17 protein-coding genes are annotated in these 21,273 nt (G+C 66.4%); 5 read left to right on the plus strand and 12 right to left on the minus strand.

What is annotated here, in order from left to right; genetic code table 11:
- The first annotated feature begins 244 nt into the window (after positions 1-244).
- The 3 genes from AB0L57_RS00930 to AB0L57_RS00940 all read left to right on the plus strand — a co-directional run bounded on the left by AB0L57_RS00930 (position 245) and on the right by AB0L57_RS00940 (position 3,117).
- Entirely contained in the window at positions 245-463 is a 219-nt protein-coding gene (locus AB0L57_RS00930; protein ID WP_364955011.1) for a hypothetical protein, read from the plus strand.
- A 109-nt stretch (positions 464-572) separates the two neighbouring features.
- Positions 573-1,523, plus strand: a complete 951-nt coding sequence (locus AB0L57_RS00935; RefSeq protein WP_364955014.1) for a hypothetical protein — start codon at positions 573-575, stop codon at positions 1,521-1,523.
- 259 nt (positions 1,524-1,782) lie between these two features.
- The gene (locus AB0L57_RS00940; RefSeq protein ID WP_364955018.1) at positions 1,783-3,117 is read left to right on the plus strand and encodes a hypothetical protein; all 1,335 of its coding nucleotides are present in this window, start codon (positions 1,783-1,785) and stop codon (positions 3,115-3,117) included.
- Positions 3,118-3,228: 111 nt separating this feature from the next.
- Here the strand turns inward: AB0L57_RS00940 and AB0L57_RS00945 are convergent, their stop codons facing one another.
- From AB0L57_RS00945 to AB0L57_RS00975, 7 genes are all read right to left on the minus strand, one after another.
- Complete coding sequence (locus AB0L57_RS00945; protein WP_364955021.1) at positions 3,229-3,657, minus strand: hypothetical protein; 429 nt, start codon at positions 3,655-3,657, stop codon at positions 3,229-3,231.
- Between the two features lie 76 nt (positions 3,658-3,733).
- Positions 3,734-5,401 (minus strand): AMP-binding protein, encoded by a 1,668-nt coding sequence (locus AB0L57_RS00950; protein ID WP_364955024.1) that lies wholly within the window; start codon positions 5,399-5,401, stop codon positions 3,734-3,736.
- Positions 5,398-7,518 (minus strand): acetate--CoA ligase family protein, encoded by a 2,121-nt coding sequence (locus tag AB0L57_RS00955; protein ID WP_364955027.1) that lies wholly within the window; start codon positions 7,516-7,518, stop codon positions 5,398-5,400. The genes AB0L57_RS00950 and AB0L57_RS00955 overlap by 4 nt, the downstream gene beginning before the upstream one ends.
- A complete protein-coding gene (locus tag AB0L57_RS00960) occupies positions 7,515-9,197 on the minus strand; it encodes an FAD-dependent monooxygenase (RefSeq protein ID WP_364955030.1) in 1,683 nt (560 codons plus the stop codon). Before AB0L57_RS00960 ends, AB0L57_RS00955 begins: the two co-directional genes overlap by 4 nt.
- Positions 9,190-10,974, minus strand: coding sequence for an FAD-dependent monooxygenase (locus AB0L57_RS00965; protein ID WP_364955033.1), 1,785 nt, complete (start codon positions 10,972-10,974; stop codon positions 9,190-9,192). Before AB0L57_RS00965 ends, AB0L57_RS00960 begins: the two co-directional genes overlap by 8 nt.
- 35 nt (positions 10,975-11,009) lie before the next feature.
- On the minus strand, positions 11,010-11,870 hold the full coding sequence (locus AB0L57_RS00970; protein ID WP_364955036.1) for a VOC family protein: 861 nt from the start codon (positions 11,868-11,870) through the stop codon (positions 11,010-11,012).
- 25 nt (positions 11,871-11,895) lie between these two features.
- On the minus strand, positions 11,896-12,747 hold the full coding sequence (locus tag AB0L57_RS00975; RefSeq protein WP_364955039.1) for an alpha/beta fold hydrolase: 852 nt from the start codon (positions 12,745-12,747) through the stop codon (positions 11,896-11,898).
- A gap of 373 nt (positions 12,748-13,120) precedes the next feature.
- Here AB0L57_RS00975 and AB0L57_RS00980 point away from each other — a divergent pair, with 373 nt between their 5' ends.
- The gene (locus AB0L57_RS00980; RefSeq protein WP_364955042.1) at positions 13,121-14,299 is read left to right on the plus strand and encodes a helix-turn-helix domain-containing protein; all 1,179 of its coding nucleotides are present in this window, start codon (positions 13,121-13,123) and stop codon (positions 14,297-14,299) included.
- 637 nt (positions 14,300-14,936) lie between these two features.
- Here the strand turns inward: AB0L57_RS00980 and AB0L57_RS00985 are convergent.
- From AB0L57_RS00985 to AB0L57_RS01005, 5 genes are all read right to left on the minus strand, one after another.
- Entirely contained in the window at positions 14,937-15,548 is a 612-nt protein-coding gene (locus AB0L57_RS00985) for a Uma2 family endonuclease (protein ID WP_364955045.1), read from the minus strand.
- A 590-nt stretch (positions 15,549-16,138) separates the two neighbouring features.
- Positions 16,139-16,597 (minus strand): hypothetical protein, encoded by a 459-nt coding sequence (locus AB0L57_RS00990; RefSeq protein WP_364955048.1) that lies wholly within the window; start codon positions 16,595-16,597, stop codon positions 16,139-16,141.
- Positions 16,598-16,686: 89 nt separating this feature from the next.
- On the minus strand, positions 16,687-17,508 hold the full coding sequence (locus tag AB0L57_RS00995) for a zinc-dependent alcohol dehydrogenase family protein (protein ID WP_364955051.1): 822 nt from the start codon (positions 17,506-17,508) through the stop codon (positions 16,687-16,689).
- 532 nt (positions 17,509-18,040) lie between these two features.
- Positions 18,041-18,871 carry an MBL fold metallo-hydrolase gene (locus AB0L57_RS01000; RefSeq protein WP_364955054.1) on the minus strand — a complete coding sequence of 277 codons (831 nt, stop codon included), beginning with the start codon at positions 18,869-18,871 and terminating at the stop codon, positions 18,041-18,043.
- A 31-nt stretch (positions 18,872-18,902) separates the two neighbouring features.
- Positions 18,903-19,295: a helix-turn-helix transcriptional regulator gene (locus AB0L57_RS01005; protein ID WP_364957206.1), complete on the minus strand. Its 393-nt coding sequence runs from the start codon at positions 19,293-19,295 to the stop codon at positions 18,903-18,905.
- A 253-nt stretch (positions 19,296-19,548) separates the two neighbouring features.
- Between AB0L57_RS01005 and AB0L57_RS01010 the strand changes: the two genes are divergently transcribed.
- Complete coding sequence (locus AB0L57_RS01010) at positions 19,549-21,240, plus strand: thiamine pyrophosphate-binding protein (protein WP_364955057.1); 1,692 nt, start codon at positions 19,549-19,551, stop codon at positions 21,238-21,240.
- Positions 21,241-21,273 lie beyond the last annotated feature (33 nt).

Raw genomic sequence — 21,273 nt, forward strand, 5'->3', positions numbered from 1 at the left:
GGATGCTTCGACCGCGGACTCCATCGCCTTGTGCAAGGGGGCATGTATCTCCCGCAGACAACAGCGCCTCGACGACCGCTGACTCGATCAAACCTGTTGGGCCTGTCTCCAACACGGTCACCGTCGTGTTCCCGCCACGCGTGCTGTGCTCGATTGAATCGCGCGGTCGAGGTCGTCGGCCACCAGGGTCGTCGCGCGCACCGTGTCGACCGCTTGCCGTACCTTGTCGATCGACCTACAATCGGTGACCGACCGGACGGTCGACGAAATGGAGATTGACATGAGTGAGCCAGCCATGATCGCCACCCGAGCCGGCCGGTTTCATGTGGTCGAACGTGGCGCGGGTCGTCCGTTCGTGCTGCTGCGCGATCACCGTGACGTCGATCCGATCGCAGATCGATCGGCTGCGAATTTCGGTGTTGTCGCCATCGATTGGTCTGGCCACGGCCTGCCCGCCAGCTGACATGGCGGCGGCCCTGCGAGCCATCGTCGAACGACTCTCCGGTGGCCTCGATGCATGGGGTCGACGCGATCGCAAACTGATCGCGGGACTCGGAAGCGAGGCGGAGCGAGTGGACGACGAACTGCGCGGGACCGATCGCTCGTCATCCACCATTCTCGGTGGCCGAGTCGCGTTGGACGAGAACGGATTCATCGGCTTCCCTCGATCGGTTTTCCATGCCGCCGGCGCGACCCCTGGACACCTGAGCGACGAGCCACACTGGGTGACAGAAACCGATGCTGGTCGAAACGTCGTTGTCGGCACAGTGCACCGCAGTAACCCTCGCCATCCGCAGGCCGTGGCTCTGCACCGCGTCGTGGACCAGTGGCTCGACCGTACCGACGGCACCCTGCGGGCAATGTTGTTCGAGGGCGGGGCCCGCCGAACCGCTCGTAAGGTCTATGGCGACGCCGACGCGGCAATGCGCGACGGTGAGATGGCCTGGGGTGAATACCTCGCGGATCAGCATGGCGTCGCGAAGGTCTCTCTGGAAGAACATCCGCGCGATCAGGTGCGAGGGCTACTCGCGAACGGGACTGCGCCGGACATGCTGTTCTTTCACCACGTGATGCGTATGATTCCGCAGGCTGTTCGACGCGGCGAGAATATCGACAGTCGAATCGCACAAACCATCGACCAGAACAGTTTCATCCTCGGCCCCGCTCTCGACGGACGAACCGGCCCACTCGGCGATGCGTCGGAGCGGTTCCGGTCTCTTCTCGTGGAGAATTACGCGCACAGGGACTTCCCTCGAGACTTCCGAAGCGACGACGAGGCGTGGATCTTGCGTGAGCAGGCCGACGTGTTGGTCGACCCCGCCGCTGTCGAAAACCCGAGCCCACTGCAGAAGGTCGCCTTCGCGGTGCACCAGCGTCGTCAGCAATACATGGTGGACATTCTCAACGGCCACCTCGACGACGGGTATTCGATCCTCGCACTGTATGGCCAGACGCACATGCCTTACGTGCTGCCGCATATCCACGGCTTCACGGGTGCTGACACTGTGCCACTGACCGCATGACGCCGCCGGTCGGTGGTCTCTCGTGGCGATAGAGATACCGCACGAGGTCGCGCTGTTTCTCGACCTCTGCGGAATTCCGTACCCAGATATCGACGAGGATCAGGTGCACGAACTCGCTTGGCATGTGCGGAGTTTTGCGGCCGGCGTGCGTGCGACGCACGAATGCGCGGGCGGGGTCATCAAGGAGATGGAATCGGTCTACTCCGGATATTCCTACCAGCAGCTGGTGCGAGTATGGGCGGTGATGAGCGGGACCCACATGTGTGCGCTCGATCGTGGATGCGGGCGGGTCGCCGATGCGCTCGATATCGCTGCCGAGGTGATCCGTACGGTGAAGATCGTTGTTTTCGCTGAATTGGCCGCACTGGCAGCCAGTTACGGCGCGGCGCTGACCATATCGGTCGCTACCTCCGGACTATCGCTGGCACTCGCCGACGCGGCGTGTGCCGCGGCGCGCAAGTTGTGCAGTGTCATGGAGCAGATGCTGCTGGGATACATTCTGTCGGAAGTGTTCGGTAAAGCCATCGAACCGCTCGAGCGCACCATCGACTCGTTCGTGAACGGCACCCTCCGCGATGCCACCCGCGATATTCTCGGCATTCCGGACAGCGGCAGTGCGGGAAAGGTGCTGCGGATCGATTCCGATGGAGTGGCACGGTGTGCACGCATACTCGATGATCTGGCGGACAATATTATGTGCCACACTGCTACTTTCACCGATCACACCGGCGCCTTGACCTTCAGGATGCACAGTCCGGCAATCGGGCCGCCCGGGGTGATGCCGGATTCGCCTACGGTCGCGAAATCGGGGGTCATGCCCGACGATGGAACTCCACACAGTGCCACCGAGCCGGGCTCGGGTCTCCCGACCGCCGCGAACGGCCTGGCGGGGCCTGCACTTCTTCCGAAAGTATCGGCTGAGTCCGCTCACCCTCCAGCGGTTCCGTCGCGTAGTCGGGAATCGCAAGACGACGAGGCGACGGAGCTACGTTGTCGCACACCGCCTTACGGTGAGCGCATCGACGTCGATGACATCGTGCCGTTGACCTCGCTGTGGTCGAGAGGCGGACCCGTTGCAGAGAAACAAGCGTCACCCGCTGTCGCTCGGAGCATCGATGCGGGTGCCGCCGACGCCGTATCAGTACCTCGGGCGGCGCGGGCCGGCGTTTTCGGTGAGGACACGGCACACGCGCACCAAGGTCCGAAATATGCTGCGGAGCAGCATATTTCGGCGACCCCACAGCGCCCCCCAATGGTCGGCCTCTCGGTTTCCGAGCGGCCCGGCGGCCCGCTCGAGGAGGTTCGAAAGCTACCGACAAGCGGTTCGAGTCGTGAGCTGCCCGCCATGCCGACCCCCTGGGCCACCAAGCGTGTCAGAAGGGGAAGTGCGCCCGCCCGCGCCAAGACGAGCCCCTGGGCCGAGAAGCCCACGACCACCGACAGTGACCTCGTCGCGGAGTCCGCATCGACGCGACGGCGACCCGGTGCACTGGACGTGGGCTCTCGATCCTCTCGACCACGGAGGGGCGTGGCGAAACGTTCCTCCGACAGTCCCGGAGTGACCGGGGTGGGTGAGGCCTCGCCGTCGGGCTGATACTGCTTGTCCGCACCGCCGGGGACACGGTCAGCCGTGCACGGTGGAGCCTCGGGGAGCTCTGCCGTGCGGCGGTAGGACAATCGCGAGCTGAAATCCGGTGCCGCCTGATCAGGGCCGCATCGCGAGTTCGAGTGCGTATCCATCGGTTCCGTCAATCTCCGCGACCGCGCGCCGAGCAGCGGCTTCATCACCTCGCTGACGAAGCAACCGCACGAGGAAATACAGCGCTTGCTTGTCCCCATGCAGGGCCCGTTGCCGGAGATCACGGTCGCGACCGTCTTCGTACAGGAACCGGTCCAACCTGCGTCGGGCGTGGACATCGGTCTCGCTCCGAGCGGCCAGCTCATCGAGATATCGCGCCTTCACGAGTAGATCCATGTGCCACAGATGCGCATCGTGGCGCTCAGGGGCAACGCTGTAGCATTCCTCAACGGCTTCGACGGCGGAAATCGCTGCATCCCAATCGCGCCGGGCCTCCGCCGCGACAGCTGCTTCGAACCAGTTTTCCACGATGTCAGTATGGCGAGGATCGGTCACAACCGCAGATCCCGGATCCTCAGGCATGAAGGGTCGATGTCGAGGCACGCGGTTTCGGCGATCACCGAGAAGGTGGTCATGGCTGCTCTTCCTTGATCAGTTCTCTGAGCGCCTTCTTGTCGATCTTTCCGACCTTGGTCAGTGGCATGGTGTCGAGAATCTCGAGTCGTTCGGGCCGCTTGAACCGGGCCACACCGGCCGTGTCCATCACGGCGACGACATCGCCGAGCTCGACTCGGTGACCGTCGGTGACGGTGAGGCACAGGCACACTCGCTCGCCCAGTAGCGGGTCGGGAATGGCCACCGCGGCGGCCATCTCGACGCCGTCGAGACGGTAGGCGAAGTCCTCGACCTCTTCGGCGGAGACCTTCTCCCCGCCCCGGTTGATCATGTCCTTGTCGCGACCGGCGACGATCAGGTTGCCGTCGGGGCGGCGAATCACGATGTCGCCGCTGGCGTACCAGCCGTCCGGGGTGAAGGCGCGGGCATTGTGCTCGGGGGCGCGGAAGTAGCCGCGGGGCGTGTACGGGCCGCGGGTCAGCAGCGCGCCCGGGGTGCCGTCGGGAACCGGTCGACCGGATTCGTCGACGACGGCGACCTCGTCGTCGGCGCTGACCGGGCGCCCCTGGGTGCCGATGATGATGTCGGCGGCGTCGTCGAGCCGGGTCATATTGATCAGGCCCTCGGCCATGCCGAAGACCTGCTGCAACCGCGCGCCGAGTACCGGTTCGACGCGGGCAGCCAGCTCGTCGGGCATGCGGGACCCGCCAACCTGCAGCACCGCGAACGACGTGCCGGTCAGGACCTGGTGTTCCCGCTGGAATTCGATCCACGCCTGTGCGACCGCCGGGACCGCCGCGGCCACGGTGACCCCCTCGGTCTCGATGGTGCGCAGGGCGTGTTCGGCTGCGGGGGAGGGCAGCATGACCGCCCGCCCGCCCGCGAACAGTGCGCCGAGGATGCCCGGGCAGGCCAGCGGGAAGTTGTGGCTGGCCGGTAGCGCGCCGAGATACACGGTGCCGGAATCGAATCGCGACACCTCGTTGCAGACGCGCACGTTGTATGCGTAGTCGTCGTGAGTGCGGACGATGAGCTTGGGCAGTCCGGTCGTGCCGCCCGAAATCAGCAGGCAGGCGACATCGCCACCGACCGGCTCGTATGTGGCGCGGTCGAATTCGGCCACAGCGTGGAGCCCGTCGCGGAATCGATACTCGGGCACGTGGTTCGCGTTCCCGGCCGACAATTCACCGAGTACCACGACCGAGCGGACCGATGGCACGTCGGTCGCCACCCGCTGCGCGATCTCCCGCAGATCGGTGTCCCGGTCCATATCGGGGACGATGAACGCGACCGCGCCGGAAAGCCGGGCCAGATGCGTCATCTCGTGGCGACGATGCGCGGGCAACGCCATCACCGACACCACCCCGATACGCATGCACGCGAGCGTCAGCACCACGAATTCCCAGCCCGTGGGCAGCTGCACCACGACCCGGTCGCCGGGCTCGATCGCCAGATCGAGCAGATACTGCGCGATCGACGACGACCGATCCCACATCTGCCGATAGCTGAGTCGGGTGTCGCCGTCCACCAGGGCGATCCGGTCCGGGTGCGCGGCAACGTGTTCGGCGATGTAGGACGGGATCGACCGGTCCTGCCAGTACCCCGCCGCGCGGTACTGTGCCGCGAGATCGTCCGGCCAGGGGACGACTCCGTCGGTGAGCGGGAACGAGCTCGCTGTGGTCATGACTGTCCTTCCTCGGGCAGAATCACCGTGTCCAGGGCGACCGGTCCGTCCGCGGTGGCGCGCAGCGGATTGATCTCGAGGTCGGCGATCTCGGGGTGGGCGGCGACAAAGCGCACGAGAGCCACGGCGATCCGGGCGAACTCGCTCCGATCGAGCACCGGTCCGCCACGCCAGCCGTCGAACATCGCGCCGACCGCCAGGTCGTCGAGCATGGCCGCAGCGGACTCGGGGGTCACCCGCGCGCCGCGGATCGCGACATCGCCGATCGCCTCGGCGGTCGTACCGCCCGCTCCCACTACGAGAATCGGCCCGAAGACCGGGTCGCGGCGCACGCCGAGGATCAGGTCGGGGCCGGCTGCGGCCATGCTCTCCACGAGGTAGGCGGGCGCGTCGATCGCGTCCAGGGCGTCGAGCGCGGCATCCAGGTCGGCGGGGGTGCGGACGCCCAGATGCACGCCGCCGATATCGGTCTTGTGGACCACGGTCGCGTCGAGGATCTTGACCGCCACGGGCAGCTCGAGTTCGCCGAGCGCCCGGTGCGCGGTCACGCGGTCGGGGCAGACCCGCCGGGCGGGAGTGCGCACGCCGAGCCGGTTCACGCAGTCCTTGGCCTGGTGTTCGTCGAGCGGGAACCGCAGGGCCACGACGTCTTTCGAATGATCGTTGCGCTCTTCGACTGCCGCGAAATGCTTGTCGGGGGCATCCGGGGCCTCGTGCGGGGCCGCCAGGTATCGGGCGCGGGCGTCGGCCACCAGCGCCCGCACGCCCATGGCCAGCGCGGTCGGGCCCGCCAGCAGCGGAACACCCAGTGTGCCCGCCGAATCCGCTGTCGCCGCCAGCACGGCGGCCGGTCCGCCGCTGCCCAGCACGATCGGCAGCCGGTCGGCGACGCCGGATCGCACGACCGCGTCGGCCAGATCGATCGCATCGGGTTCGGCGAGCGCGTACACCACGAGCGCGTCGACGCCCGGATCGGCGGCGGTCGCCGCCAGCACGTCCGCGAAGGACTCACCAGGTCGCCCGGTGTCGACCGGATTGGCCTGGAATGTGATGGGCGGCAATAGTTTCGCGATCTCGTGTTGCGTGCCCCGGTGCAGCGCCGGAACGTTCACGCCGTGCGCGCGCAGGTCGTCGAGCACCATGAGACCGGGTCCGGCCTGTGCGGTTACCAGCCCGATGCCGGGCGCGACGGCCGCGGGCAGCCGGGTCCGGCTCAGCACTGCGAGCGCGTCGACCAGCTCGTGATCGGTATCGACCACGACGGCACCGGCCTCCGCCAACAGCGACCGGGTGACCTTCCACGAGGTGGCGAGCGCACCGGTGTGGGATTCGGAGAACGCCGACACATCGGCTCGCCCGACCACCAGCGCCACGACAGGTTTGCGCGCGCTGACCGCGCGCACGGCGTCGAGCAGCGCCCGACCGTCCGCGACGGACTCCACGTGCAGGGCGATCGCCGAGATCGAGTCGTCCATCGAGAGATACCGCAGCACATCGGCATCGGTGACATCGACACAGTTGCCGAGTCCCACACCGAAGCCCACGCCCACCCCGCGCTCGGACAGCAGGAACGACAGCGCATGGTTCATCCCACCGCTGGCGGCCACCACCGCGACCGACCCGGTGCGAATCTCCCCCACGGTCGGCACGAAGCTGACGCGCGGACCGCGGCCGGGCCGGAAGAACCCGGACGTATTGGGACCCAGCACGCGGATCCTGGTCTCCGCCTGAATCCGGGCGATCTCTGCTTGCACGGCAACACCTTCCGGCCCTGCCTCGGCGAAGCCGCCCGAGCAGATCACAGCACCGCCGACGCCCGCCTCGGCCGCCGCACGCAGCGCCGCGGGGGTGGCGGCGGCGGGGATGCACAGCACCGCCAGGTCGATCGGCGCGCCGTGTGCGACTCCGGCCGATTCGATCGACCGGTGGAATCCGGGAGCCTCGACCCGCGGGTTGATCGGATAGATGTCCACCCCGCCACCGCTGGTGACGGCCGCGGCCATGACCGACCCGAGCTTGGCCGGGGAAGTCGAGGCTCCGACGACGGCGATCGAGACCGGCAGGAACAGCCGGTCGAGCTGATCGGTCGGCCGATCCGAGCGGGACTCGAGCGTCATCGAACCACCTCGCTGTGTGTGACCGACGCTGTGCTGTGCGTGTCCTCGAACCCGACCGCGTCGGCGCGTCCGGAGAGCACGAGCGTGGTGGCGTTGTCGACCATGTCGACCGACCGCCGGGCACGCACCGCGGCGGCATCGTCGACGAGCACCGCAGTGATGCCGTGCCGCAGCCGGATTCGTTCGGCGCACAACACCCGGGTCAGCGGGGTGCCGCCGCGCACCACGATCGCCGAGGGCCCGGTGGCGCAGACGCGATCGAGCCGCTCGAGGTCGATGTCGGTGAGCGAGGTCGAATCCGTCTGCGGCGCATCACAGATCGCGATGCCGTCGGCGCCGGCACTGCTGCCCGGTCCGGTGTACACGGTGGCGCCTCCGGCGCTGAGCAGCAGTTCGCCATCGGCCCCGGCGACAACCGTGAGCAACCTCGTGGGTATCAGGTGGTCGCCGAGCCGCAACGGCGTGTCGAGCGGGTCCGTGGTGTGCAGACTCGCCCATCGCTGTCCCGCGGCTCCGACGAATGCGGGGTCGCGCACCCGAATCTTCTCCGCGGAGATCGCCCGCGTGAAGAAATGGACGCCGAACTGCCAGGGCTCGAGTGCCCGGTGATAGTCGGCGAAGTGGTCCCACCAGGACAGGCTCGGTAATGCCGAATCCTGGATCTTGGTCACCTGGGGGCGGCGCGCCGCCTCATACGCGCGGATCGGGGCGTCCAGATCGGTGGGCTGCTGCGCGAGCGAATATGCCAGCGCGGCAGCATCTTCCATCGCCATCTTGGTGCCGGATCCCACGGAGAAGTGCGCGGTGTGCACGGCGTCGCCGAGCAGTACCACCGGTGTGCCGCAGGCGCCCCGCGCCGACCAGCGTTCGGTGCGGCGGGTGCGGAAGTTGGCCCAGCGGGAGTTGTTGGCGACCAGCGGGTGCCCGTCGATCTGGTCGGCGAACAGCCGTTCGAGGTAGCGCTGCGACTTCTCGTCGGATACGCCGGGCGGCTGCGAGGTGTCGAACTCGTCCAATCCGGCACGCCGCCAGGTGTCCTCGTCGGTCTCGACGATGAAGGTGCTCAGCCCCGACCCGATCGGGTAGGCGTGCACAGCGAAGTTGCCGTGTTCGCCGCGTTCGTGCAGGAAGGTCAGGCCGTCGAAATCGTAGGTGGTGCCGAACCAGATGAATTTCACCGCGGCCTCGGTCACCGAAGGCGCGAGCTGATCGATGAAGCGTTCACGGACTGCGGAATTCGCGCCGTCCGCGCCGATGATCAGATCGTATTCGCCGGTGGCGTCGAGTGCGTCGACTGTCACCGGGGACTGGAAGTGCAGGCGCGCACCCAACTCGGTGGCCCGCTCCTGCAGCGCGCTGAGCAGCACCCGCCGATGGATGGCGGACATGCCGTTGCCGCCCGCGCCGTGGGACTCACCGCCGCTGCGCACCTCGATACGGTCCCAGCGGCGTCCCTCGGCGGCCAGCGCGTCGCGCAGCACCGGATCGACGCGGTCGATCTCGTCGAGCGTCGCGTCGGAAAACACGACACCGAACCCGAACACGTCGTCGGCACGATTGCGTTCGAAGACGTCGATGGTCGCGTTCGGCAGCGCGTGCGTGATGGCGATGGCCGCGAACAGGCCCCCTGGACCGCCGCCGACGCAGGCGATCCGGAGCACGGCCCCGTGGTCATGCATCGGTCGAATCCCGCAGTGCGAGAAGCTGTTCGAAGACACCGATCAGCGTGGTCTCCGGCGAGTCGACGAGCGTGCGGGACCGCCAGCCCACCATGTGGTCCGGCCGCACCAGGATCGCGCCGTCCTCCTCGACCTCCGACATCGCCCGGTAGTCACCGTAGCTGTCCTCGTAGTCGCCGCCACGTCCGATGGTCTGGACGCGCACCGGCACCCCGAGTCGCTGGGCGACCGCTGCCGCGGCATTCCGCCAGGCCTGCCCGCCGAGTCCGGTCAGCAGCGTGAATTCGCCCTTGCCGCACAGGTCGAAGGTGGAGACGCGACGCTGGTCGCGGGTCAGCCACACGTGCGGGAGATGCCGTCCCGGCCTGGTGGTGGCGAAGTAGTAGATCTCCTCATCACGCGGCGCGGGCTGCTCCGGAGTGCCGTCGGACACGATCGCCCCGGAGCTGTAGTGCTGATTGGTCTCCACGCCATGGGTGTTGAAACACATGATCGTTCCGGCGAGGGCCGCATCGAACGCCTTGCGGCGCTCGGCGGCCTCGGCGGTCGGCTCCTCGAGCGCGTCGATGGCCTTGCGCATCGACTGCTCGTCGGAGGCCGACGGCAGGTTCAGCGCCCCGAAGATGGGGCCCATCAGCGCATTGCTGCGCCCGGCCCGATCCACGATCTGCCGGCCCACCGGCACGCGTTCCTCGGCGTAGCTGTCGAGGAGCGCCGGCCCGGCCTGTCCGCGTAGCACCATGGCGAGCTTCCAGCACAGGTTGTAGCTGTCCTGGATGGAGGTGTTGGAGCCGAGCCCGTTCATCGGCGAATGCCGGTGGACGGCGTCGCCGACGCACATCACTCGCCCGGCCGTATTGTTCTCGGCGTATACATCATTGACGGCCCAGGTGGACATCGAATCGATCTTCACCGGTACGGTGTCGTCGCCGATCAGCTGATGTGCGATGCGGATGCCGTCGGCCTCGGAGAGCGAGGGCTGCCCGGCCGCCGGGTCGTACCCCCATACCCCGGTCCATTTCGTCCACGGCCGCACCATTCGCAGCACGCCGATGCCATTGCCGTCGTGTCCGACGCCGGGCTGCACGAACCAGTACATGTCCCCTGGCCGGTGCTCGACGAAGCGCGTCAGATCGGCCTCGAACACCACATTGATCGAGCCGCTCTGGCCCATCTGGCCGACCAGCGGCAGCCCGGCGAGCTCGGCGACCCGCGAGTTGCCGCCGTCCGCGCCGATCAGATACTTGCTGCGGACGTCGTACTCCGCGCCGCTGACCCTGTCCTTCAGGCGCGCGGTCACGCCTGCGCCGTTCTGGGTGAAGGTCAGCAGTTCGGTGCTGAATCGAACCACCGCACCGCGATTCGCGGCCGCGTCCACCAGGATCGGCTCCAGCCGGAACTGCGGCAGGTCGCACACCGCGGAGGGGCTGGCCAGATCGTGCTCGGCCTTGAAATGCGGGTGCGTATACCAGGTTCGCAGCCGGCCCAGCTCGCGGCCGGTGAGGCTGGTCGCGTACACGTGCTCGCCCATCAGATGCTGTGGGGTGGCCCGTTCGATGACGGCGTCCTCGAGTCCGAGGTCCCGGAACACCTCGACCGCACGTTGATTGGTGATGTGCGCGCGGGGGGTGTTCGAGACACCGCGATGCTTGTTGATCATGATGGTGCCGATGCCGTACGACGCGAGCAGCGCCGCCGCGGCCGATCCGGCGGGCCCTGCGCCGACGATGAGAACGTCGGTCTCGACGACCGGCACGGAGGTGGTATCAGTGGTCATGGGTGTGCTCCTGAGCGAATTCGGGTGTGTCCGGATCAGTGCCGGTGGCCCCACAGATCGGGGCCGGGGATCTCGGTCACTTCCCAGGTCTCGTCATCGATGAGCACACCGCCGAAACCGAATTCGGTGTGCACGCCGACCGGCGACTGCGCGTAGAACGAGAACACCTTGTCGTTGGTGTGACGGCCCAGTGACATCGCCACCGGCACATCGCGATCCAGCACCAGGTCGTAGGTGCGGCCGACTTGGTCCATATCGGGCACCTCGAGCATGAAGTGGTGCAGGAACGGCTCGTGGATGCCGAAGAACGGCCCGTCCACGAACGCGATGCTGTGATGGCGCGGATTGGTGTGCATGAAGCTCGCCGTGAAGGGCTCCCGCATGGTGTCGGATACCTTGAAGCCGAGGACCTCGGTGTAGAAGCGTTGTAGCGCGGCCACATCCGGGCTGGCCAGCACGACGTGCCCGAGGCCGAGGTCACCGGTCACGAACTGTTCGACGTCGCGTGCGGAGGTGAACGCGCCCTCCCCGTCGGTGGCGCCGTGGTAGAGCTCCACCCGGTTGCCGGCCGGATCGACGAAGTGCGCCATGCCCGCCACCCGGCGGATCTCCAGCTCCCGCGCGGTCGCCTCGACCGGGAGAATGTCGTTGTCGCTCAGTTGGTTCAGGGCGTCGGCCAGGGCGTCGGCGCCGTCCAATTCCCAGCCGTAGTACGCGCCGCCGTCGCGGTCGGACTGCTCGACAGTGACCCGGTGATGCCGGTCGTCGATGCGGAAGTGGATGGCCCCGTCCTCACCGGTGACGCGCTGCATGCCGAGGATGTCGGTGCCGTACGCCGCGAACGCCTCCGGTTCGCGTGCGTTCAGGCCGAGGTAGCCGAGCTGCTTGATCTCCATTGATCAGGTCCCTTTCCTCCGGGGGTCAGTTCTTGGCGGCCAGGAATCGCCGCAGCAGGTCCGCGTAAGCGCTGCGCTTCTCGACCTGGACCCAGTGCCCGCAGTGGTTGAAGATGTGCAGCTCGGCATTGGGCAGGTGCCGCTGCAGGAAGACGCTGGATTCGGGCAGTACGAAACGGTCCTCTCGCCCGTGCACCACCAGGAACGGGTGCGGCATGCGGCGCAGCGCCGACGGCGGGACTGCCATCTCGGTGGGGGAGGAGGAGAAGAAGCACTCGTAGGAGCGCCGGACCTCCGAGCGCATCACCTCGCGGTGGCGTTCGGCGACGATGTCGGCGATCGAGGCGCTGAGCAGACTCTCGTCGTGGACAAACCATTTGGTGAGGTTCTCGAGCGCGCTGATCGAGGGGTCCTTGTAGAAGCCGACCATCTTGATCACCTCGGTGGTCGGGTGGGATTCGCCGCCCGCGCTGCCCATCAGCGAGATCCGGTCGAAACGATCGGGGGCGGTCATCACCAGGTGCATGGCCACCGAGCCGCCCATGGAGTTGCCGACCAGATGCGCGCGCTCGATGCCGAGCTGATCCATCACCGCGAGCACCTGCTCGATCCGCATCCGGATCCAGCCGGTGAGGCTGCCCGGCATGTCCTCGGGGTGGTCGGTGCGGCCGTAACCGACCAGGTCCGGGGCGATCACGCGGTAGTCGCCGGCGATCTCCGGGATGAACTCGATCCAGTTGGACTTGGCATTCGCGCCCGGCCCGCCACCATGCAGCAGGATGACGGTCTCCCGTTTCCCGCTGTCGTCGGGATGGCTGTCCCAGATCAGGGTCCGGTACCCGATGGTGTCGACGAAACGCTCGGTGATCGCGCTCATACGTGTTCCTCTCCTCTCGCCGGGCAGGCGAATACGCGCATCCACCCGGGCAGACGATCGCGATTCGGGTGTCCCGCTCCGGGGCGAATGTGGTGACCGTCGCTCACGACCGGTGTGGGTCGGTCACGGTCAGCTCTGTGATCCGAGACTCACGATAGGAGCGGGACACACTCTCGCGCCTCGGACGAAATGTCGCTGTTTGGGCCAAAAGTTCCGACACTGCGTCGGAGGAAACAGCCGGTCGCGCCGTGCAGGATGGCGGTGCGACACCGGATCGGAATGCCCAGCTCATCGACCTGCCGCAGCGGCTGGCGAGGGCCGCGCAACCGCCGGGCAACGATCCGTCAGAATGTCGGAAGAGAGGAGTGATCGTGTGAGCCTCGAAGACACCGTCCAAGATCTCGCCGATCGGCTGGGCTCGCCGCTGGTCGCGCTCGATCTCGATCTGAACGTCGCCGCCTACAGCATGCACGACACCGACGCCCGCTGGGCGCGGCTGGCCCGGCTGCTGGCCGGCACGGGCAGCCTGCTGACCGATGCTGCCGTGAAGGAATACGGCCTACGGACCGCGACGGCCCCGGTGCGGATCCCGGGCGAGGCCGATGTGGGCGTTCGGGTGGTGATGCCCCTGCGGCACGACAAGCGGCTGCTCGGTTACCTCTGCTTCGTCGACGACCACCCGGACGGCGACACATCGGCGCAGGCCGCCGCGTCCTGGGCGCTGGCCGCGGCGAGCGCGGAGATCGGAATGCTGCTGGCGCTGAAGCTGTCCGAGCAGCGCCACAGCGCCGACCACGCCCGATCGCTGCTGTCCTCGCTGTTCGGCGATTCGGCGCTCGACAGCCGCCATGCCGCTGACCTGTTGCTGCAGGAGGGCCTGATCGAGAACGTCGATCACTACTCGGTTCTGGTGTTCCGCGCCCCGGAGCCCTCGCCCAAGCCGGTGACCCGGCTCGCGGTCGAGGCGACCCTGGAGTTCACCGCGCGCGCCACCACCGTGAAGATCATCGGCGCGGTGCTCGGCGTGGAGGGTGTGGTGTTGTTCCCCCGGCCGGTCAACCACGAACGCCTCGAACGTGCGCTCGTCCCGGTCGGGGCCACGACAGTCATCGCCGGGGTCGGCGGGCTCAAACGGTCGCTGAACGAGGCCGTGAATTCCTACCGCGAGGCCCAATTGGCTTGCCGTGCAGCGCTACTGGACCCCACTCGCTACGGGCAGCGCGTGTTCTGGGAGGAACTGGGATTGGATCGGCTGCTGCTGCAACTGCCCCTCGATCATCTGACCACCGATGACTTCCCGCCAGGTATTCAGCGCCTGCTCGCCGCACCGAACGGCCGCGAGCTGGCGGCCACCCTGGAGTCCTATCTCGACAACGGCGGCGAGGTCGCGCGCACTGCACGCAGTCTGAACATCCACCGCAGCACCCTCTACTACCGCCTGGACCGCATTCGTGAGGTGACGGGCAGCGATATCGCCGACGGCGGGACCCGGCTGGACCTGCACGCCGGACTCCGGGTGGCCCGATTGGCGGCGATGTGGCCGCAGACATGAAACCCGCTGTGCCCGGGCCGGATCGGCTCACGGTGCCGAACAGCGTACTCGAGCGCGAAAAACAATGTGCTGAAAAGGCTTCTCGCGGAGGGGGAGCTGGACAAGGCGGCGTTGACGGAGATCGCGCGTCAGCTACCACCGGAAGTGCGCCAGAGCCGGCAATCAGACAATCCCGCCGGAACCGCTCTCGAGCAATTCTCGCAGGAAGCACAGGGGGCAGATGGGGTCGAAAGGAGCTGTCGTCTGGGTCCGGGCGGGGAGTGCGGGGTCCGACGGTGTCCTGTCCGGGGCTGCCGCCGCGATCGTGGGCTGCAGAGCGAGTGCCAGTGAGATCGCCCCAGCGACAATCATTTTCGGCATGAGACGATGCACGATACCTCCACGGTGGTCAGACGAGGCCCGCACAGTATCATGGTCCGCACCGCCGGCGAGGGCATCTGCGTGCTCTCGGGCGCGCTCTCGGTTTCCTTGTGCACCGTGAGGCGCGGAATTCGGCGGCGCGAGTCTGCCGAGCCAACTTGGACAGGGCGTCGAGCGATCCCGCATCGGCCGACACGAAATCGCTTGGCGGGCGGCGGGTTGCAGTGCGTCAGTGCTTCGTGCGCCGACCCGGTTGCGCAGGACGTCGAGCTGATTGTCAGGGGCGGTGGAGTGCGTCGAATGTGATGGCGAGCGTGACGGGGGTGTCGAGGACCAGAGCGGTGCGGTGGACTTTATGGGGCATGTAGCGCAGTCCGGACCACTCGAGCCGGTATTCCTCGATACGGTCGATCGTTTCCCAACTCTTGTCGAAATGAACGATCAGATAGACCGGTATTCCGGCGCGCGCGTACAGGGTGTGTTTGTCGCTGGTGTCGGCATCGACGGTGGCCTTGGAGACGACTTCGACAATGAGAGCGATGTGGTCACGAACGGTATTGACGTCATCCGGATCGCAATCACGAACGAAGAGGTCGGGGTAACGCACGTTGAGTCGATGGTCGGCTCGGCGATCGTCCGCGTCGGGGAACCTGACGGCGACGTCGGACCCGACCCGCAGGCACGGGCCCGCAGGATCGCGAGCATCCTCGAGTGCCGTCCCCAGCCGACGAACGACACGGCTGTGCGCCTCGCTCTGGGCCATCAAACGCACCACAGCACCGTCGACGATCTCGACATCGCCGAATGTGGTGCTGAAAGCGTCGGGCTCAGCGGCCAGGAACTCCTCGGCGGCGATACGGGGATGCGCGTCGGGATTCGATACCGTCACGGTCAGCTCCTCATGGGGGTTTCGTCTGCCCGAGCCTACGACACCGGACACAGCGGAAGGCGGTTGCTTTGCCCGGAGGACCGCCGGAAGTAGCGGCCGGCCTCTCCGGACCACCGCCGCGCTCGGCTGGACTGACCGGACTGCGAACGAGGACGAGATGATCACGTCTTCAGTGACCCGGCAGGTAGCCGCGGCCACGCTAACCCAAGCGGGCCGCAGTCGACTCCTGTCGCCAGGCCGAGGGGATCTCTGGGATCGCAGGACGTCACTGCGCTGTGGAGACGCGGCCGGGGACTGTTCCTCGCTGGGCTCATGACCCAGCGGTCGCAGGTTCAAATCCTGTCCCCGCTACTGCCAAAGGTGGCCCTGACCAACAGGTTTCAGGGTCACCTTCAACGTTTGTCGAGGTTCTTGGCAGAGGGATTGGAGACTCGTCTGATCCAAGTCCGGCGAAACTCGATCCGGTCCGCACTGCGCGGCGTGCCGACGACCGGACGTTCCGGGATGTCGTTTGCCGAGCGGGCGGTCGTGGGTTTCTCGATTCGCGCATGAAGTCCGGGCTGGCGGTGCACCGTGCCGTTGCAGATGTGTTACTGGTCGGTGCGGGTCGCGCTTCGTTTCTCGATGGCTGTGACCGAGTTGCGGAATGCTTTCGGCAGCGCGCCGCGGCCGACTGTGCTCAGTACGGTTTCGAGTGCCCATCCCCGCAGGTTCTTGCCCTCCCGGACGACGGTGTAGTCGATGTCGGTCGTTCCATCTGCACGCGTGGTCAGGTCGTAGGTGTGTCCTGAGTGGCGTCCCCACGCGTTGGAGTCCGTGGTGGTGAGAACCACGTGCGCCGGGTTGGACCAGTCGTAGTGCAGCGTTTCCCAGGCACCACTGGAGCCTTCGGTCACGTCGGCGAAGCCGTCGCCGGAGTCGTGGACTTTCAGCTGGTCGTCGGCGCTGTTTCCGAAGAGTTCGGATCTTCCCGGCCCGAAATCGGTCAGACCGGCGATGAACTGCTGAGGGGTCACGGTGGTGTTCGCGTGCAGATGTTGTGTGGTCATCTCGGATTTTCCTCTGTCCTCATGGGCGGCGGGTTGCCGCTTTTTCATTCGGGAACGTCCCAGCGAATTCGCGTGCCGGACCGTGAGATCTACTCATCAGGAAGGCTTCGTTCGAATACCAGAAGCGGTTTGCCCCCGTGTTCGGGAGCTTCGGCCAAGTAGACGGCGTCGCCGAACATTTCGAGGGGAATCGGTCGGCCCGCGGGCACGCGCAGCGCGCCGGAGTTGACGAGGTGAAGTGTCCGGTCGATCGTCGCGGTCAATCGATCTCCCGGGGTTTCGGTGAGCCAGCGCAGCAGCCAGAACCCCCGAACGGTCTTGGTGTCGTAGATCAGTGAGCGGGCGAAGATCGGGATGGTGAGTTCGGCGGGATCGGTGTGGCGGTGCGTGGACAGTGCACCGTAGACGATCAGCTCACCGTGTGGGGCCAGGGCGTGCGAGACGTCGGCACCTACCTGCCCGCCGACGCAATCGATTGCCTTGTGCACGCCGGCGGGGCCGACGATCTCCGCTACTCGTTCGCGCAGGTCCTCGTCCTGCGTGCAGATCACCGCGGTGCCGCCGCGCGCGAGGATGTCGTCGACGGCGGTTCGACGGCGGACCACGTTGAGGGTCTTGAAGCCTATGTGCGTTCCGAGTTGGATGACCGACTGGCCCACGGTGGAACCGGCCGCGGTCTGCAACAGCCATTCACCCGGTCCGACATCGAGCACATCTCCGGTCAGGATCACGGCGGTGAGCGGATTGGCAAGAATCTGGGCGGCGGTGGAATCGTTCATGCTTGCGGGAACGGGCAAGACCCGCTCGGCGCTGGCGACGACGTACTCCTGCCATGTGCCGGTGACGCCGATCGTGACGACTCGCTGCCCGACGCTCAAACCGTGTGTCCCGCTACCGAGTTCATCGATCACGCCGACAGATTCGATTCCGGGGACGGTCGGGAACTGGGGGGGTGAATCCGTACCTGCCGCGGATGGTGTGCAGATCACTGGCATGGACGGGCACGGCTGCCACTTTGATCCGGACCTCGCCAGGGCCGGGCTCCGGAACAGGGCGAGTTTGCAGGTGCAGGACCTCGGATGGTTCGCCCACTGTGTCGGCAACGAGAGACCGCATGGTTGTCATGTCCAGCGCTCCTTCGATCGGATTCATCTCCCATGGCACGGCGTGACGGGCCCTCAACCTTGTGACAGTCGCCGTTCGTCGGTCCCCGACGGTTCGCAGCCACGCGGTCTATAACTGTTTCGTAGCCGACCACGAGCCAGACGAACTCAGAATCGACCTCTTCCGATTCACGCGGCGACACAGCTCTCGATCCTTGTACCTTCACAGACTCTCGCCGGGCGGGCAGGTGGTGCCGAGGTGGAGCCGGCATCGTATCCTGATCGATCACGTCTCGGATCTGACCGGGAGACCGCCACCGGCTCACGGACCGGGCCGCGCTCAGGAAAATCCGAACATCAGCCATGACTGGTGACTGACCCAGTCGGGGAACCGCTCGCCCATTTCATCGAACAACTCCTGATCGGAGAGGCCGCTGCGCTGTAATCGGCTGAAGTGGCGAAGGTAGTTCTGCGACTGCGCGATCGCATCCGGAGTATCGGGCTCGCCGGTCTTCTTGTGGCCTGCCACAGCGTATTTCGGCTGCAGGGCAGCCAGCCGGTCCAGGGCGGCGATCCAATTGTCGCGGCTGTCGGCGGTCGTTTCGCCGACATACATGTGGCACTTGTTGTACAGCACGTCACCGGCGACGACGAGGTCGATCGACGGAACGTGCAGCGAGGTGCTGTGCGGGAAGTCCGTCCGTCCTTGCTCGATGATGCGCAGTTCGCGCCCTTCGAGGGTGATCGTGTCGTTGTCGTAGGGCTGTGGTGCGGTGATGTTCGGGACGACCTGTCCGGGCAGCAGTCCGAGCAGGACCCGTGTCATGTCGGGGTCGGCGGCCCGGATCTCGGCCACGGTGCCCGGGGTTGCGATCGCACGGGCGGTCGGGAAGCGGTCGAGCAGGACGGTGAGACCGAAGTAGTGGTCCAGATGGCCGTGAGTGATGTAGATGGTGGTCAGGTTGCGGTGGTGCAGCGCCACCCAGTCCGCCAGGGCGGCTGCCTCCGCGGTGGTGTGGAACGCATCGACCAGAACGGCGTCGTATTCGCCGTAGATGAGGGTGGAGGTGCCCGCATCGAAGGCGAATGGCTCTCCGAACGGTCTCGGGCGCTCGCCCACCAGCGCCTTGGCGGGTGCGGTGAACACGTTGAACTCCAGTCGGTTCGTCATGGGCTGAGTATGGGCCGCGCATGCCCGGCGGTCACTCACCTGGATGAGGGAGCGATGGGCGAACCGCTACTGCCACTGTCGCGTCGATCGCGAGGTCCGGTGACGGCTCGGGTGAGCTCGGCACGGGAATTGACGCCGACTTGTCGAACACACGGCGCAGGTTCGTGCTGACGGTCTTCCGGGAGATGAACAGTTGCTCTGTGATCTGCCGATTCATCTTGCCTTCGGTGACCAACTGCGCGACCTGCCATTCGGCAGGAATCAAGGTGAACCGCGCCCTGGATCTCATGCGCGGGGCCGAGAAGCTCGTGGACCGCACGACAGCTATGCGTCCCGTTGATCGTACTCGATGTGGTGAGTTAGCTATACTGTTGGGTCTGTGGGACGAGTAATCGAAACCGCCTGTCACCGACCCGATCAGCATCGTCGCTGAGAGGTTGCCAAGAACCGCCCGCCGCGTTCGATCGACGCCGACCGAGTGCCGCACATCGAACCACACGCCGCCGGTTGATGGGCAGAATGCCAGCCCCGCACGTCGCGTGGGCACATTCGGGATCCGAGCCGTCACGACCGGTCAGGGCGTCCGGCCTCGGTGGAATCGGACCGGCTCGAGACAGTGATATCAGCGCGAGACGATGCGAAAGGCGCATGCGATGTCCAGGCGTGAAACCCGGCGAATGACCATCGGCGACTTTTTGTTTCGCCGTCTGGAAGAGGCTGGGGTCGGCCACTTGTTCGGCGTCCCCGGTGACTACAACCTCGAATTGCTCCACCAGCTCGAGGACCACAGCTCCATACAATGGGTGGGCAATTGCGGTGAGTTGAACGCGTCCTACGCGGCGGACGGCTATGCGCGACTGAACGGCATGGGGGCGTTGTTGGTGACGAACGCCGTAGGCGCGATGAGTGCGATCAACGGGGTCGCCGGCAGCTACGCCGAGCATGTTCCGGTGGTCTGTATCTGCGGATCGATACCGCTGCGGTCCATCGACCGCGGGTTGGGAATGCACCATACGATGGCCGACGGGACCTGGGACCGTTTCCTCGGGGCCTTCGCCCAGGTGACTGTCGCACAGGCCAGGCTGACCCCGTGCAATGCGGCGATCGAAATCGACCGACTGATTCTCACCGCATGGCGGCAGAAGCTGCCGGTGTATGTGGAGCTGCCCTCCGATATCGCCTATCTCGATATCGAGGTTCCGGCCGATCCGCTTATGCTCGAACAGCCGCCGAGCGACGCCGAACGCCTGGAGTCGTGCGTCAATGCTGTCGTGGCACATCTGTCCGACGCCGCCTCACCGGCAATTCTGGTGGACCTGGACGTGGACCGATTCGGTGTCGCCGCCGAAGTCATGGAACTGGCTGGTAAGACGCAGATTCCGGTTGCAGTGAGTAGCACGGCCAAAGCCGTGATCGACGAGACATTCCCTCACTACGCCGGGGTCTACAACGGCAAGGCGAGTGCGCCCCAGACACTCGATGCGATCCAGTCCGCTGACTGCCTGCTCTGCATCGGCTACCGACCGATCGAAGCGACCACAGGCGACTTCACGGCCTCTCTGCCCGCCGACACCATTCACCTACGGGGACACTCGGCCGACGTCGGCAATGCCAACTACCAGGCAGTGACGGTCGCGGAAATTCTTCGCGGCGTGATCGACGCGATGCCCCACGCCACCGGTCATGCCACCCGTGGCGCGCACCAGCCGATGGACACCGCGCCACGCACTCATGCTGACAACTCGTTCGCGCTGACGCAGGCCGCGTACTGGCAGGCTGTGCAAAGCTACATCCGGCCCGGGGACGTGCTCCTGGTCGACAACGGCACGTCATACGCGCTGTTCGGATTGCAGCTCCCGCCGGGCTGCACCTTCATCGGATCGGTGAATTGGGGGTCCATCGGCTACTCGGTCGCGGCGTTGCTCGGCACGCTGACAGCAGCGCCGCAACGGCGCCACCTGTTGTTCGTGGGCGACGGATCGTTCCAGCTGACGGCTGCGGAGCTCTCGACGATCCTGCGATACGACCACAAGCCGGTGATTTTCCTGATCAACAACGGGGGATACACCATCGAACGCGGCTACCTCGGCAAGGGCAAGCCCTACAACGACATCGCGACCTGGGCCTATGCTGGCCTGCCCAAAGTCCTCCGTCCCGACACCACTGCACGCTCGTTCGTCGCCGAGACCCCGGCGGACCTGCACAACGCCCTGGCCGCACCCAACGACCGGTTGATCTTCGTCGAATCGATCATGGATCCCTTCGACTCACCGGCCGCGGTCACAGAAAGCGGCAATCGTGGCGCCGAACTCGACTACGGTCCCCGCGGCCCGCAATACGAGCACGGCGCCCAACTCCGGCCCGTGTAATCCGCACGACCGGCGCTGAAGTCGCGATCGTCC

The sequence above is a fragment of the Nocardia sp. NPDC052254 genome, assembly GCF_040679495.1.
Taxonomy (GTDB): Bacteria; Actinomycetota; Actinomycetes; order Mycobacteriales; family Mycobacteriaceae; genus Nocardia.

Bases quoted from the DNA above. Each gene is read 5' to 3' on its own strand.
- AB0L57_RS00940 (WP_364955018.1), top strand. From the start codon at position 1,783: ATGTGTGCGCTCGATCGTGGATGCGGGCGGGTCGCCGATGCGCTCGAT.
- AB0L57_RS00950 (WP_364955024.1), bottom strand. From the start codon at position 5,401: ATGACCACAGCGAGCTCGTTCCCGCTCACCGACGGAGTCGTCCCCTGG.
- AB0L57_RS00955 (WP_364955027.1), bottom strand. From the start codon at position 7,518: ATGACGCTCGAGTCCCGCTCGGATCGGCCGACCGATCAGCTCGACCGG.
- AB0L57_RS00960 (WP_364955030.1), bottom strand. From the start codon at position 9,197: ATGCATGACCACGGGGCCGTGCTCCGGATCGCCTGCGTCGGCGGCGGT.
- AB0L57_RS00965 (WP_364955033.1), bottom strand. From the start codon at position 10,974: ATGACCACTGATACCACCTCCGTGCCGGTCGTCGAGACCGACGTTCTC.
- AB0L57_RS00970 (WP_364955036.1), bottom strand. From the start codon at position 11,870: ATGGAGATCAAGCAGCTCGGCTACCTCGGCCTGAACGCACGCGAACCG.
- AB0L57_RS00975 (WP_364955039.1), bottom strand. From the start codon at position 12,747: ATGAGCGCGATCACCGAGCGTTTCGTCGACACCATCGGGTACCGGACC.
- AB0L57_RS00990 (WP_364955048.1), bottom strand. From the start codon at position 16,597: ATGACCACACAACATCTGCACGCGAACACCACCGTGACCCCTCAGCAG.
- AB0L57_RS01000 (WP_364955054.1), bottom strand. From the start codon at position 18,871: ATGACGAACCGACTGGAGTTCAACGTGTTCACCGCACCCGCCAAGGCG.
- AB0L57_RS01005 (WP_364957206.1), bottom strand. From the start codon at position 19,295: ATGCTGATCGGGTCGGTGACAGGCGGTTTCGATTACTCGTCCCACAGA.
- AB0L57_RS01010 (WP_364955057.1), top strand. From the start codon at position 19,549: ATGACCATCGGCGACTTTTTGTTTCGCCGTCTGGAAGAGGCTGGGGTC.